This is a genomic window from Streptomyces sp. NPDC017940, assembly GCF_044328435.1.
Lineage (GTDB): Bacteria > Actinomycetota > Actinomycetes > Streptomycetales > Streptomycetaceae > Streptomyces.
This window is the reverse complement of sequence record NZ_JBIRHJ010000001.1, coordinates 489,519-503,894: the sequence shown is the minus strand read 5'-3', so window position 1 is coordinate 503,894 and position 14,376 is coordinate 489,519. Positions and strand designations below refer to the sequence as shown.

Genomic DNA, 14,376 nt, shown 5'->3' with positions numbered 1-14,376 from the left:
AATACCCCTCAAGGGTCTCACGGACCGCCCACGGCTCCCCAGAAGATTGTTCCCGGGCCGCGGGCGGGCCCGTCAGTAGTCCCCGCCGAGCACCACCGACACGTCCGCGTTCGGTGCCGCCTCGCCCTCGCGGACCGCGCCGGCGGGCAGGCCGAGGGTCTTGGCGACCTCTTGTGCCTCCGCCTTCTTGGCCGCGTCGGCATAAGTGACCTGCGACGTCGCCGACGACCCGGAGCCGGTGCCGGAGTCGACGAAGGTGTAGCCGCCGTTGACCAGGGCGATGCGGGCCTTCTGGGTGGCGTCCTTGTCGCCGGTGGCGTTCTTCACACCGACCCGTACGGCCGCGCCCTGCTCCGGGCTCTTCACCGCGCCGCCGAGCACGTCCTTGACCACGCTCGCGCCGGTCTTCTCGGACAGCGTCCCGTCCTGCCGCACGGGGAGCAGCGCCGTGGCGTAGTCGCCGCCCTTGGCGCGGTCGGCGAGCCTGGCGAGGAAGGAGCCGAGGTCCTTCTCCTTCAGGGACGGGTCGAGGATCTGCGCGAGCGACTGCACGGTGACGGTCGCGGCCTGCGGGTCGGACGACAGCTTGCGCAGCACGCCCTGCACGACCTGCCCGAACCGGGTGAGCTGCGCGTCCTCGGCCTCGCCCGGCGCGCGGTAGGTGGCGTACGCGACGGCCATGGGTCCGCTGAGGGTCTGCTGTTCGCCCTTCTTGACGAGTGGTGCCCCGCCCTTCTTCTTCGCCTTCGGGTCGGGGACGTCGGCGTCGGTGTCGATGTCGATGTTGCCGACGAGTTCGACGAGGTTGTTGAGGTAGGGGGTGTCCAGGCGCCAGGTGCCCTCGACATGGGTGCCGAGCGCGGTGTCGATGGCCTCGCGGGTCCCGGTGGAGCCGTCGTCCTCGACGGACTTGGCGAGGGTGGTGCCGGTGCCGTCGTCGCCCGTCATGGCGAGGGAGTTGGGCAGCAGGACGGTGGTGCCGCGCTTGGTGGTGGTGTTGTTCACCAGGAGCGCCGTGGACGTGCCGCCGCCCTTGGTGTTGTGCAGGTGGACGACGACCACGTCCCGCTTCTGCGGGCCCGCGGCGGCCTGTGCGCCGGACTTCTCGTCCGCCTGCCCCGGCAGGTCGCCCGCCGCCCACAGATAGCCGACGCCACCGACGACGGCGAGCACGAGCACCACCACTAGGGCGACGACGCGGGAGCGGCCGCGCCGCTTGGCCTCCTCGCGCCGCTCGGTGCGGCTCTCGGTGAACTTCAGCCAGTCGATGACGTCTTCGGACTGCTCGTCCGGTTCCTCTATGAACGAGAACTGCTCGGTGCGGTACTCAGGGGGGTCCTGGGACGCGTGCGGTTCCTGGAATTCGTGCGGTTCGTGGGGGTCTTGGGGCGCGTGCGACCCGCGAGGCTCGTGCGGGCCCTGGTGCTGCTGCGACTGGTGCTGCTGCTGCGACTCGTGCTGCTGCGGCTCGTGGTGCTCCTGCTGCGGCGCCTGCTGCTGCGGGATCCACCCGCCCTGCTGCCCCGCGTCGTACTTGACCCCGGCGTCGTACGAGGCCCCGGCGTCGTACGACTGCGGCGGCAACGCCCCCGAGGCGTACGGGTCGTAGCCGTAGCCCTGCGGCTGGGACTGGGACTGGGGCCGGGACTGGGACTGGGGCTGCGCGGCGTACGCGTCGTACGAAGGCTGCGCCTGCGGGGGAACCTGGTGCTGCCGCACCAGTTGGTACACCGGCTGCCCGTACTCGTCGTACCCGACGACCTCGTACTGGTCCACCGGGGCACCCGCGTACTGGTCCGCGGCACCCGCGTACCGGCCCGCGTACGGGTCCTGGCCCGCATACGGGTCGTACTGTCGGTCGTTCACCGGTGCCCCTCTCGGCTCACTCGCCGCGGTACAGCTCGCGCTTGTCGATATAACGCACCACGCCGTCCGGCACCAGGTACCAGACGGGATCCCCGCCCGCGACCCGTGCGCGGCAGTCCGTGGAGGAGATGGCGAGGGCGGGCACCTCCACCAGCGAGACCCCGCCCGCGGGCAGGCCGGGGTCGGCCAGGGTGTGGCCGGGCCGGGTGACGCCGATGAAGTGGGCCAGCGAGAACAGCTCCTCGGTGTCCCGCCAGGTGAGGATCTGGCCGAGCGCGTCGGCGCCCGTGATGAAGAAGAGGTCCGCCTCGGGGTTGAGGCGGCGCAAGTCGCGCAGGGTGTCCGTGGTGTAGGTGGGGCCGCCGCGGTCCATGTCGATGCGGCTGACCGAGAACTGCGGGTTCTCGGCGGTCGCGATGACCGTCATCAGATAGCGGTCCTCGGCCGGTGAGACCTTCTTGTCACTCTTCTGCCACGGCTGCCCGGTCGGTACGAACACCACCTCGTCGAGGTGGAAGCGGGCGGCGACCTCACTGGCCGCCACCAGGTGTCCGTGGTGGATCGGGTCGAACGTTCCGCCCATGACGCCGAGGCGGCGCTTGGCCGCGCTCGCCGGTCCTGTGCCCGGGCCGCTCGGCGGGCCGGTCGGCATGTCCTGCTCTCCCATGCGTGCAGACACTACCGGCCCCGCGAGCGGGTCCTGCCGTCAGCCGTCCGGGTGCCGGGCCCGGGCCGGGCGGGGCTCAGCGGTCGCGGTTGAAGCGCGTGGTGATCCACAGCAGCAGGAGGAGCGCGAGCAGGGCGCCGCCGCCGGTGACGTAGGCGCTGAGGCTTTCGTGGCCGCCGCTGTGCTCGCCGCCCTCGGACGCGAGGGAGACCAGCTGGGCGGCGGCGGTGCTGTGGAGGCTCATCGTCAGCAGGACCTATCCGGTGTGTGGGATCGGGATAAAGACTCGGGGCCATCGTATGCGGGCACCCGGGCGGCGATCACGCCGACTCCGCCGTTGCGGTACGAGACACGCACGCGCGCGGGCACCCGTTCCGCCCGCACCCGGCTCACACGACCGCGCACACGACTGCCCACGACCTAGTCACGCGGCTGCTTACGAACACCTCACGCGCCCACCCGCGAACGCCTCACGCGGCCGCCCACGAACACCCCACGCGACTGCCCACGACCAGGTCACGCACCCGCCCGCGATCACCTCTCGCGGTCCCCCTCGGACCCACCCCTCGGCGCCCGGTCCTCCGTGCCGCCCACCGAGTCGCCCGCCGCGCGACCCCCCGCACCCTCCCGGGAACCACCCCCACCCGAAGGCGCGTCCTCACCCCCGCTCCCCCGAACCTCGTTCCCCTGCCGGTACCCGCGCAGCAGCAGCCAGGCCGCCAGGACGCAGCCCACCACCATCACGATCAGCACGACGCGTAGCAGGTTGCCCGGGCCCTGCTTGCCGGCCGCGCGGGCGGCGAGGGTGAGGGCTTCGGCTGCGGAGATGTGCTCCATGGCGGATGACTCCTTCTGTGTGCTGCCTCGCCACGGTATCTCCGCCTAGGCTGGGGTTCGTCTCGGGGGCAGGGATCGGACCGGCGTCGGCCGGAGCCGACACGACGTCGGACCAGAGCCGACACGACATGGACACGACATGGGGGACGCGGCATGACCGACGGCAACCACAACGGCGCGGGGCACGAGCGGGAGAGCGTGCCGAGCCGGCAGCGCAGGCGCTTCCCCGGCATCTCGTCCCGGGCCTACGAGCACCCCGCGGACCGCTCGGCCCTGGTGGCCCTGCGCAAGCTCACCGGCTTCGACACGGTCTTCAAGGCCCTCAGCGGACTGCTGCCCGAGCGCAGCCTGCGCCTGCTCTTCCTCTCGGACTCCGTCCGCGTGTCCGACGCCCAGTTCGCCCACCTGAACACCATGCTCAGGGACGCCTGCTACATCCTGGACCTGGAGAAGGTCCCGGCGATGTACGTCCAGCAGGACCCGAAGCCGAACGCCATGTGCATCGGGCTCGACGAGCCGATCATCGTGGTCACCACGGGCCTCGTGGAGCTCCTCGACGAGGAGGAGATGCGGGCGGTCGTCGGCCACGAGGTGGGCCACGCCCTCTCCGGCCACTCGGTGTACCGCACGATCCTGCTGTTCCTGACGAACCTCGCCCTGAAGGTGGCGTGGATCCCGCTCGGCAACGTCGCGATCATGGCGATCGTGACCGCGCTGCGCGAGTGGTTCCGCAAGTCCGAGCTGTCCGCGGACCGCGCGGGCCTGCTCGTCGGCCAGGACCTCCAGGCGTCCATGCGCGGCCTGATGAAGATCGCGGGCGGCAACCACCTGCACGAGATGAACGTGGACGCGTTCCTGGAGCAGGCCGAGGAGTACGAGGCGGGCGGCGACCTGCGCGACTCCGTACTGAAGATCCTGAACGTGCTGCCGCGCTCGCACCCCTTCACCACCGTGCGCGCCGCCGAGCTGAAGAAGTGGGCCGCGACCCGCGACTACCAGCGCATCATGGACGGCCACTACCCGCGCCGCGACGAGGACTCCGACACCTCGGTCACCGACTCCTTCCGCCAGTCCGCGTCGGCGTACGCGGAGGACGTGCGCACCAGCAAGGACCCGCTGATGAAGCTGGTCTCCGACATCGCGGGTGGCGCGGGCGACCTGGGCGGCAGACTGCGCGGGAAGTTCACCGGGCAGGCGGGCGGCGGCAGCGCTCCCGGAGAGGCCGGGGGCAGCGCCTCGGACCGCCCCGCCGGAGGCACCGGCGGCCCTGGCAACCCCGACGGCACCAACGGCACCGAGTAGGCGCTCACAGCCTGGGCTGGGCCGCCCCCGCCAGCGTCCCGCACAGCGCCGTCGCGTCCCCCGTCGCGTACGGGTCGGTGCCCGCGGGCCCGCCCGCCTTCGCCCGCTGGTCCGCGAGCAGCGGCCGCAGCACGCGGGTGGCGTCGGTGGCGCAGGCGAGCGGCCCCGCCTGGAGGTGGGAGACGAGCAGTTCGGCCTGGTGCATGCGCAGGTCGTCGCGGTCGAAGCGGAAGTGCAGCGCGCGCCGGACGGTGAACAGGGAGGCCCGCGCGCGCTGGTCGGTGCGAGCCGGCCGCAGCGCGTACACGAAGGTGTGGTCGGAGGAGACCTCCAGGGTCTCCTTGTCCGTCTCGGCGGCCCGCAGGGTGCCCTGGACGCGCACCCCCGGGTCGGCGAGCGCCGTCTTCGCCGGGTCGAACCGCACCATCCAGCCGGTGGGCGCGTGCCGGCCGTCGGCCGCGGGGCGGGCGAGGCTCCGGTCGAACTGGTCGAGCTGGCCCGGGTCGAGCAGGACGCGGGGCGAGCGCACGGCGCGGCCCATGAGCACGTCCGGGTCGAGGGAGGACTCGACCAGATAGTCCTTGGCCGTGGTGAGCGCGGAGAGGACCTGGTCCTCGGAGAAGTGGTCGGTGCGCCGGGTGGTGGGCAGGTTGATGCCGCCTGCGCCGAGGCGGAACTGCGCGGCCGGGCTCTTGGCGAACAGATCGGCCACCTTCGCCGAGCCGGGCACACGGCCCTGGGGCGCGAGCGGTACGACGGTCATCCGCAGCGGGTCGGGGCGCTTGGCGGCGGGGCTGCCGTAGGGGTGCCGTACGCCCATGTAGATCGCGGTGCCGAAGGCGAGGGCGATGAGGACGACGAGGACGACGAACTGGCGGGAGAGGCGGCGGTGCGGGCTCGGCCTGCGGCGCACGGCGCGCGCGTGGTCGCTCATGCGCTCGCGCGCGGAGAGCTCCTGGAGTCGCGCAGCGCGCACGAACGACTCGTCGAAGACGACGGATCGGTACTCGTCCTCACCTCCGGGAGCGCCCTCGGGTGTCCCCGCAGGTGGTTCTCCTGGACCGCCCATACCTTCAGGGTAGGTCTCCGGGCGTCGAGGTAAACGCCCTGGTGCACGACAACTTCTGACAACTCCTGGTGACTGCGGCGCAGTTGGGCGCACCGGCGCGGCGAGGGCGCGAACGGGCGGCGGACCGGGCGTGCGCAGGGCGCGGACAGGGGTTCTCGCCGTCAGGGCGTACGGGGTTGCGCCGGCACCGGGGACCGGCCGAGCTCCGCCGACGCGGAGGGGGTGCCGGCGTCCCGGGGGCCGGCGTTCTGCTCGATCTCGGTGGTGGCGGGCGGTGGTATCCGGTCCTGGCGGCCGGACGCCGCTCCGCGGTACACCGCGGCGAAGGCGAAGGCGACCATGCCTATGCCGAGGACGAGGGCGAGCATCCAGGCGACGGGGCGGTGCCAGCGGACCTGGAGGTTGCGGCGGCCGTACCGGCCGTATCCGCCGTGGCGCCCGTGGCCGTCCTCGAGGAGGTCCCGGTCGTCGACGTACTCGCCGTAATCCCCGTATCCGGAGTAGTCGGGTCCGAACCCGCCGTTGTCGTCGGGTCCGTACCCGTCGTGGTACGGACGGTCGTGGTCGTCGCCCGTTCTTCGCGTGCCGCGGCGCCTGGTGCGGCCGCGGCGGAACTCGGTCTCGGACGCCTCGGCGCGTGCCTGGGCGGCGGCGAGCAGCCGCTCGACCGCGGTGGGCTCATGGATCTCGGCGGCGCGCACGAAATCCTCGTCGAAGACCACGGAGGCGAACTCCTCGTCCGCATCCCCGTGGTCGCGGTCGTCGTCGGGCTCCCAGCCGTCGGGAAACGGCATGCCCCCCACGTCCTCCGGCACGCGTCCAGCGTAGACCTGAAGTGGGCGATCTGGGCAGACGGCAAGGGAATTCAGGCGACTGTCATCGCACGTGCCCGTCGCCCGTGACGATGTACTTCGTCGACGTGAGTTCCGGCAGGCCCATCGGTCCCCGCGCGTGCAGCTTCTGCGTGGAGATGCCGATCTCGGCGCCGAAGCCGAACTGGCCGCCGTCGGTGAACCGCGTCGAGGCGTTCACGGCGACCGTCGTGGAGTCCACGAGCTGCGTGAACCGGCGCGCGGCCTGCTGCGAGGTGGTGACGATGGCCTCGGTGTGACCCGAGGTCCACAGCCGGATGTGTTCGACGGCCTGCTCCAGGGAGTCGACGACGGCGGCCGCGATGTCGTACGAGAGGTACTCGGTCTCCCAGTCCTCGGTGGTCGCGGGCACGACGGTCGCCTTGGAGCCCCCGGCGTACGCCTGGACGCGCTCGTCGGCGTGCACGGTGACGCCGGCCTCGGCGAGCGCGTCGAGGGCGCGGGGCAGGAAGGCGTCGGCGATGTCGGCGTGCACGAGCAGGGTCTCGGCGGCGTTGCAGACGCTGACGCGGTGCGCCTTGGAGTTGATGAGGATCTCGACGGCCATGTCGAGGTCGGCGTGGGCGTCCACGTACACATGGCAGTTGCCGGTGCCGGTCTCGATGACGGGGACGGTGGACTCCTGGACCACGGTCCTGATCAGGGAGGCACCGCCGCGCGGGATGAGCACGTCGACGAGGCCGCGGGCCCGCATCAGCTCGCGTACGGAGTCCCTGCTCTCGCCCGGCACCAACTGCACGGCGTCGGCGGGCAGTCCCGCGCCGTGCACGGCGTCGCGCAGGACCCGCACCAGGGCGGTGTTGGACTCGTACGCCGACGACGAGCCGCGCAGGAGGACCGCGTTGCCGGACTTCAGGCAGAGGGCGGCCGCGTCGACCGTCACGTTGGGGCGGGCCTCGTAGATGATGCCGACGACGCCGAGGGGGACGCGGACCTGGCGCAGGTCGATGCCGTTGGGCAGGGTGGAGCCGCGCACGACCTCGCCCACCGGGTCGGGCAGGGTGACGACGTCCCGCACGTCGGAGGCGATGGCGCGGACGCGCTCGGGGGTGAGCGTGAGGCGGTCGACGATGGCCTCGCTGGTGCCTGCCTCGCGGGCCCGCGCGACGTCCTTGGCGTTGGCCTCGACGATCTCCGCCGTGCGCACTTCGAGGGCGTCGGCGACGGCGAGCAGGGCGTCGTCCTTCTCGGCGCGCGGCAGTGGCGCGAGGGTGGCCGCGGCGGCGCGGGAGCGGTAGGCGGCCTGGGCGACCGGGGACATGTTGTCGTACGGCGAGAGCGGCGAGGGCGCGGTCATGAGGGCAGCGTAACCTCGCGCCGGCGGGCGCCCGGACGGTGTTCCGCAGTGCGAGACGTCACACGGGAGGGCGCTCCGGGGCCCGGTGGAAGCGATGAGACTGGCCGGTATTGGACGGCCCCGGAAGCGCCCCGTGACCCGGGAGGGCGTCGGGCGCGTCCCGGAGGGTCCCGGTGCGCCCCGCAGGCCGTGGGGGGTCCCCGCGGGTCCGGGACGTCACCGCGGACCCGGCTAGAACGGGTGGACGCCGACCGGCGTCGCGGGCAGGGGTCCGTACCCCTCGGCGATCCGCTGGTGATACGTGTCGCGGTCGATCACTTCGAGCCCGACGATCTCCCACGGCGGCAGCTTGGCGCTCTGCCGGTGCTCGCCCCACAGGCGCAGCGCCACCGCGGCGGCGTCGTGCAGGTCACGGGCCTCCTCCCAGTAGCGGATCTCCGCGTGGTCCTGGGCGTATCGGCTGGTGAGCAGGAAGGGGTGGTCGTGGGCGAGCTGTTCGAGGCCGCGCCGTACCTCCGCCAGCGGTGTCCTGGCACCGGACACGCTCAGCGTGACGTGCCAGAGGCGGGGCGCGTCGGACGGCTCGCCCTCGCGCGGCTGCTCGTGGGTCAGGTGGTCGCTGCTCACGTCCGCGTCACCGGCGTACGCCGCCCCCGCGGCGACGCTGGTCAGCGCGCGCTCAGCCGGTCCGCGGGACGCCGCCCCCGGGCGCACTCGTCTCACGACGGCCTCCTTCAACCAGTGGTGATGCGGACATACGACGGTCGTTATGCAAAGGTCATGCGGAACTGCCCTCGCAACAAAGTTGAGCAGGACAAGAGGTCCCGCGGGGCGGTTTCGCGGAGTTTCACCTCACGCGTGCCCGCGGTGACACGGCGTTCGCGCCTGTTTTCGGCCTGTTTTGCGCTGGTGTCCGCGAGGCCGCCGGGGATAGTGGTGCACCTCCCGCCGGGCCGGGTGGTGCACCGCTCGCCGTCGGCGCGGTGCACCGCCGTCAATGGGTCAGGGCTGGAGCAGGACGAGGTCGTCCCGGTGCACCACTTCGCGCTCGTAGGCGGGGCCCAGCTCGCGGGCGAGCTCGCGCGTGGAACGGCCGAACAGGCGCGGCAGCTCCTTGGCGTCGAAGTTCACCAGGCCGCGCGCCACGGCCCGCCCCGCGGAGTCCCGCAGCTCCACCGGGTCGCCCGCGATGAACTCGCCCTCCACGGCGGCGACGCCCGCGGGCAGCAGCGACTTGCGGCCCTCGACGACCGCCCGCACCGCCCCGTCGTCGAGGGTGAGCGCCCCGCGCGGGGCGGACGCGTGTTGCAGCCAGAGCAGGCGGTCGGCGGAGCGGCGTCCGGTGGGGCGGAAGTAGGTGCCGGTGTCGCGGCCCGCGAGCGCGTCGGCGGCCCGGCTCGCCGAGGTGAGGACCACGGGGATGCCGGCGGCCGCGGCGATCCTGGCCGCCTCCACCTTGGTGACCATGCCGCCGGTGCCGACACCCGCCTTGCCCGCGCTGCCGATCTTGACGTGTGCGATGTCGGCGGGCCCCGCGACCTCGGCGATCCTCGCTGTGCCGGGGGCCGCGGGGTCGCCGTCGTAGAGGCCGTCCACGTCCGAGAGCAGGACGAGCAGGTCGGCGCGGACCAGGTGGGCGACGAGGGCGGCCAGGCGGTCGTTGTCACCGAAGCGGATCTCGTCGGTGGCCACCGTGTCGTTCTCGTTGACGACCGGCAGGGCGCCCATCGCGAGCAGCTTGTCGAGGGTGCGCGACGCGTTGCGGTGGTGGGCGCGGCGGCTGGTGTCGTCGGTGGTGAGCAGCACCTGGCCGACGCGTACGCCGTAGCGCGCGAAGGACGCGGTGTAGCGGGCGACGAGCAGGCCCTGGCCGACGCTCGCCGCGGCCTGCTGGCGGGCCAGGTCCTTGGGGCGGCGGCGCAGGCCGAGCGGGGCGAGCCCGGCGGCGATGGCACCGGAGGAGACGAGCACGACCTCGCGCTCGCCGCCGCTCCCGCCCCGGACACCGTCCCTGCTACTGGCGAGTACGTCCACGAGCGCGTCCACGCGGTCCGCGTCCAGACCGCCCGTCGCGGTCGTCAGGGACGACGACCCGACCTTGACGACGACGCGGTGCGCCCCGGCGACGTCCGCCCGTTCTGCTGCCCCTGTCACGTGTTTCCCCAATGATCCCCGTGTGCTGTGGACCAGCAATGTACGTGAGCGGGCGACGGCCGCGCCCGCGCGTTTCGCCGGCCGGACGGCGCCTTCGCGGAGCCGGAAGCAGTCAAGGGGGCCGCGTTCGGGCCCCGCGGGTTCATGACCTTTGCCCCTGTATTCGGTGATTGGCGTCACGGAAGATTGCTCCGGAGGCACCGAGCGTCATACGGTCAGGGGTCTCCCACTCATCAGCAGCTCCCCCGAGCTTCCCCCGTCCTTCTCCCTGCGGACCCCTTTCCTTAACCTTCTGACACCTTCTGCCCCCATCCGTACTCCTTCTGATCCCTTCCCTACTCCTTCCGCCCCCTTCCGACCGCCCCCGCCAGGAGCCCAAGCCCGTGCCCTCCGCCGGACTCGCCCCCCGCCGCGTCGTACAGCTCGTCGCACTGCTGTCGATGCTCGCACTCTTCGCGGCGCAGCTCGTGACCGCGCTCGTGCCGTACGTCCCGGTGTTCGTCGCCGCGTCGGCGGCCAACCTCGCGCTCGACATCTACTTGCAGTACAAGCAGCCGGGGCTGCTCTCCCTCCTCGGCAAGATCCGCTTCGATGTCACCGTCCGGCAGCTCCTGCGCGACATGCTGGTCCTGGTGGGCCTGCTGCGCATCGACGGCATCGAGCCGCTCGCCGAGCAGTCGCCGCTGACCGTCGCGCTGCTCGCCTTCTACGCTCTGCACTTCGGCTGCCAGGCCGTCGCCGTCGTGGTGCGCCGCGCGCGTACGCTGCCGATCGTCACGCGCAACATCGACGCCTCCGCGCTGCGCCTGAGCGCCGCCCCGCCGCGCATCCTGGCCCGCCAGCAGGCCCGCAGGCTGCTCACCTTCTCCGTGCCCGCGACGGCGGGCCTGCTCGTGACGGCCGCCACCGCCGACGTGTACGGGGGCGCCATCGGCCTCGGTGTCTCCCTCGTCCTGATGGGCGGCGGCGCGGTGTACCTGGCGACCTGGATGCTGCCGAAGAAGCGGGCGAAGGCCGACGAGGCCGTCATCGAGTGGCTCGACCACTGGCTCTCCGACTACAAGCCGACGGTCGCGATGTACTTCTCCGGCGGCACCACGTCCGCCTACCAGGCGAACATGTGGCTCTCCACGCTCTCCCAGCTCGACGGCAAGCCGCTGATCGTGCTCCGCGAGCGCTTCATGGTGCAGAAGATCGACTCCACGGACGTGCCGATCATCTGCTTCCCGAAGGTCGCCACGATGTTCTCCCTGGAGACGTCGACGCTGAAGATGATGCTGCACCCCGCGAACGCGGCGAAGACCTCGCAGGTCCTGCGCATCCCCTCGCTCAAGCACGCGTTCATCAACCACGGCGAGAGCGACAAGCTGTCCTCCTGCAACCCGTACGCGAAGGCGTACGACGAGGTGTGGGTGGCGGGCCCCGCCGCCCGCGAGCGCTACCAGCTCGCCGACATCGGCGTCGAGGACAAGGACGTGGTCGAGGTCGGCCGCCCCCAGCTGTCCCCGATCCGGCCGTACGCGGGCGCGCCCACGGGTGCGTTCACGACCGTGCTGTACGCCCCGACCTGGGAGGGCTGGGACGGCAACCCCGGCAACACCTCGGTCGTCCTCGCGGGCGAGAACATCGTCCGGCACCTGCTCGCCGACCCCGGTGTGCGCCTGATCTACAAGCCGCACCCGATGACCGGCTCCCAGGTCCCGGCCGCCGGTGCCGCCAACGAGCGCATCAAGGCCATGATCCGTGAGGCCAACACCCGGCGCCCGGGCGCCCGCCCCGGCCCCGAGGCCGCGGCCGAGCTGGCCCGTCGCACGGACGCCCTGGACCTCCTCACGGCCAAGTCCTTCCGCAGGAGCGCGGACGAGATGGAGCGGATGATGCTCCAGGGCACCCCGGACGGCGACAGCCGGTCCGCGATCGCCGAGGCGACCGCGGCGTGGGATTCGGCGTACTGGGCCTCGCTGCCCGAGTGGGAGCACCAGGTCGTCACCGAGTCCCGCCCGGCGATCTTCTCCTGCTTCAACCAGGCCGACCTGCTGATCAGCGATGTCTCCTCGGTCGTCTCGGACTGGCTCAGCAGCGAGAAGCCGTACGCCGTCGCCAACACCTCGGGCCTGTCCGAGGCGGACTTCCGTGCGGGCTTCCCGACGGTGCGCGCCGCGACGGTCCTGACCCCCGAGGCGGACGGTATGCCCGCCCTCCTCGACGCCGTGCGCTCCCCGGAGAAGGACGTGTACGCGGAGTCCCGCGCCGAGCTGAAGGAGCACCTCCTCGGCCCGTCCGACCCGCCCTCCCTCGTCCGCTTCAACGCGGCGGCCCTGGCCCTGTGCGCCCGCTCCGACGCCCGCCGCGCCCGCGCCGAGGCCCGGGTGGAGGCGGGGATCCCCGCCCAGCGCGACGAGTCCACGGAGACGGTGGACGCGGCGGAGGCCGCGATGGACGCGGATCCCACGGAGGAGCTGGAGTCGGCGTGACCGGCCGTGGGCCCCGGAGCGGACGGCAACCGTAGGGCGACCGCTCCGCGCCGGGGCTCCCCCGCCCACCCGTGACTGTCGGACCCCGCGTCACTGTCCGCACCCCGCGTCACCGCTTCACCGTACGAACCCCGCGTCACCGTACGAACAGCGAAGGCCCCGGAACGAGACCGTTCCGGGGCCTTCGCCGACCCAGTGGTGCGCCCGGGGGCGGCTGCCGCCCCCGGGCCGGGCCGACCGGCCCGGAGCAGCCCTAGAAGGGCTTGAAGTCGTCGTACTCCTGGTCGGCCTCGTCGCGCTCCGCGTCCCGGTCCCGGCGGCGCTGGGCGGCGGGGCGGGGCGCCTCGAACCGGTGGTCCTCACCGCGGCGTCCGAGCATCTCGGCGCCCGCGGACATCGTCGGCTCCCAGTCGAAGACGACGGCGTCGTCCTCGGGGCCGATGGCCACGCCGTCGCCCGCCCGGGCACCGGCCTTCATCAGCTGGTCCTCGACGCCGAGCCGGTTCAGCCGGTCCGCGAGGTAGCCCACGGCCTCGTCGTTGTTGAAGTCGGTCTGGCGGACCCAGCGCTCCGGCTTCTCGCCGCGCACGCGGTACACGGCCTCGCCGCCGTCCTCCTCGCGGGTGACGGTGAAGCCCGTGTCGTCGACGGCCTTCGGCCGGATCACGATCCGCGTCGCCTCCTCCTGGGGCTTCGCGGCCCGCGACTCGGCGACCAGCTCGGCGAGCGCGAAGGACAGCTCCCTGAGGCCCTTGTGGGCGACCGCGGACACCTCGAAGACGCGGTAGCCGCGCTCCTCCAGGTCGGGCCTGACGAGGTCGGCGAGGTCCTGGCCGTCGGGGATGTCGACCTTGTTGAGGACGACGAGCCGCGGCCGGTTCTCCAGCCCCGCGCCGTACTCGCGCAGCTCCGCCTCGATCACGTCGAGGTCGGAGACGGGGTCGCGGTCGGACTCCAGGGTCGCGGTGTCCAGGACGTGCACGAGGACGGAGCAGCGCTCCACGTGGCGCAGGAACTCCAGGCCGAGGCCGCGGCCCTGGCTGGCGCCGGGGATGAGGCCGGGCACGTCCGCGATGGTGTAGACGGTGGCACCGGCCGTGACGACGCCCAGGTTGGGCACCAGGGTCGTGAACGGGTAGTCGGCGATCTTCGGCTTGGCCGCGCTGAGCACGGAGATCAGCGAGGACTTGCCCGCGCTCGGGTAGCCGACGAGCGCGACGTCCGCGACCGTCTTCAGCTCCAGGACGACGTCACCGCCGTCGCCGGGCTCGCCGAGCAGCGCGAAGCCGGGCGCCTTGCGGCGGGCGGAGGCCAGCGCGGCGTTGCCGAGGCCCCCGCGGCCGCCCTGGGCCGCGACGTACGAGGTGCCGTGGCCGACGAGGTCCGCGAGGACGTTGCCCTGCTTGTCCAGGACGACCGTGCCGTCAGGCACCGGCAGGACCAGGTCCTGGCCGTCCTTGCCGGAGCGGTTGCCGCCCTCGCCGGGCTTGCCGTTGGTGGCCTTGCGGTGCGGGCTGTGGTGATAGTCCAGGAGGGTGGTCACGGACTGGTCGACGACCAGGGTGACGTTGCCGCCCCGGCCGCCGTTGCCGCCGTCGGGGCCGCCCAGCGGCTTGAACTTCTCACGGTGGACGGAGGCACAGCCGTGGCCCCCGCTACCCGCGGCGACGTGCAGCTCGACGCGGTCCACGAAGGTGGTCATGGTTCGGTGCCTCCAGTGCCAGTGGCGCGGCGTGCACGCCGAATACGTACGTACGAAATGTCTTCACTGCAACACGCGAAAGGCGGACCCGCTTCCCGGAATCCGGGAAGTCAGGTCCGCCCTCGCGAAGAAAACC

General features: G+C 72.5%; 12 protein-coding genes. 2 read left to right on the top strand and 10 right to left on the bottom strand.

Annotation, left to right across the window (positions count from 1 at the left end; genetic code table 11):
• Positions 1–72: 72 nt before the first annotated feature.
• The 4 genes from ACH4DX_RS02060 to ACH4DX_RS02045 form a co-directional block, all read right to left on the bottom strand.
• The gene (locus ACH4DX_RS02060; RefSeq protein ID WP_398153658.1) at positions 73–1,866 is read right to left on the bottom strand and encodes an LCP family protein; all 1,794 of its coding nucleotides are present in this window, start codon (positions 1,864–1,866) and stop codon (positions 73–75) included.
• A 16-nt stretch (positions 1,867–1,882) separates the two neighbouring features.
• Positions 1,883–2,533, bottom strand: a complete 651-nt coding sequence (nadD, locus tag ACH4DX_RS02055; RefSeq protein WP_398116956.1) for a nicotinate-nucleotide adenylyltransferase — start codon at positions 2,531–2,533, stop codon at positions 1,883–1,885.
• Between the two features lie 76 nt (positions 2,534–2,609).
• Entirely contained in the window at positions 2,610–2,777 is a 168-nt protein-coding gene (locus tag ACH4DX_RS02050; RefSeq protein WP_398116954.1) for a hypothetical protein, read from the bottom strand.
• A 290-nt stretch (positions 2,778–3,067) separates the two neighbouring features.
• A complete protein-coding gene (locus ACH4DX_RS02045) occupies positions 3,068–3,370 on the bottom strand; it encodes a hypothetical protein (RefSeq protein ID WP_398154193.1) in 303 nt (100 codons plus the stop codon).
• A 153-nt stretch (positions 3,371–3,523) separates the two neighbouring features.
• Here ACH4DX_RS02045 and ACH4DX_RS02040 point away from each other — a divergent pair, with 153 nt between their 5' ends.
• A complete protein-coding gene (locus ACH4DX_RS02040; RefSeq protein WP_398153657.1) occupies positions 3,524–4,672 on the top strand; it encodes a M48 family metallopeptidase in 1,149 nt (382 codons plus the stop codon).
• Positions 4,673–4,676: 4 nt separating this feature from the next.
• Here ACH4DX_RS02040 and ACH4DX_RS02035 read toward each other — a convergent pair whose 3' ends face one another.
• From ACH4DX_RS02035 to proB, 5 genes are all read right to left on the bottom strand, one after another.
• Positions 4,677–5,741, bottom strand: coding sequence for a hypothetical protein (locus ACH4DX_RS02035; RefSeq protein WP_398153656.1), 1,065 nt, complete (start codon positions 5,739–5,741; stop codon positions 4,677–4,679).
• 161 nt (positions 5,742–5,902) lie between these two features.
• Positions 5,903–6,556 (bottom strand): hypothetical protein, encoded by a 654-nt coding sequence (locus tag ACH4DX_RS02030; RefSeq protein WP_398153655.1) that lies wholly within the window; start codon positions 6,554–6,556, stop codon positions 5,903–5,905.
• A 61-nt stretch (positions 6,557–6,617) separates the two neighbouring features.
• Positions 6,618–7,910 carry a glutamate-5-semialdehyde dehydrogenase gene (locus tag ACH4DX_RS02025; RefSeq protein ID WP_398116947.1) on the bottom strand — a complete coding sequence of 431 codons (1,293 nt, stop codon included), beginning with the start codon at positions 7,908–7,910 and terminating at the stop codon, positions 6,618–6,620.
• A 231-nt stretch (positions 7,911–8,141) separates the two neighbouring features.
• Positions 8,142–8,633 carry a hypothetical protein gene (locus ACH4DX_RS02020; protein ID WP_398116945.1) on the bottom strand — a complete coding sequence of 164 codons (492 nt, stop codon included), beginning with the start codon at positions 8,631–8,633 and terminating at the stop codon, positions 8,142–8,144.
• A gap of 279 nt (positions 8,634–8,912) precedes the next feature.
• Positions 8,913–10,064, bottom strand: a complete 1,152-nt coding sequence (gene proB, locus ACH4DX_RS02015) for a glutamate 5-kinase (protein ID WP_398116943.1) — start codon at positions 10,062–10,064, stop codon at positions 8,913–8,915.
• A 383-nt stretch (positions 10,065–10,447) separates the two neighbouring features.
• On the opposite strand from proB, the gene ACH4DX_RS02010 reads away from it, so the two are divergent.
• The gene (locus ACH4DX_RS02010; RefSeq protein ID WP_398153654.1) at positions 10,448–12,538 is read left to right on the top strand and encodes a hypothetical protein; all 2,091 of its coding nucleotides are present in this window, start codon (positions 10,448–10,450) and stop codon (positions 12,536–12,538) included.
• A gap of 253 nt (positions 12,539–12,791) precedes the next feature.
• Here the strand turns inward: ACH4DX_RS02010 and obgE are convergent, their stop codons facing one another.
• A complete protein-coding gene (gene obgE / locus ACH4DX_RS02005) occupies positions 12,792–14,240 on the bottom strand; it encodes a GTPase ObgE (RefSeq protein ID WP_398153653.1) in 1,449 nt (482 codons plus the stop codon).
• Positions 14,241–14,376 lie beyond the last annotated feature (136 nt).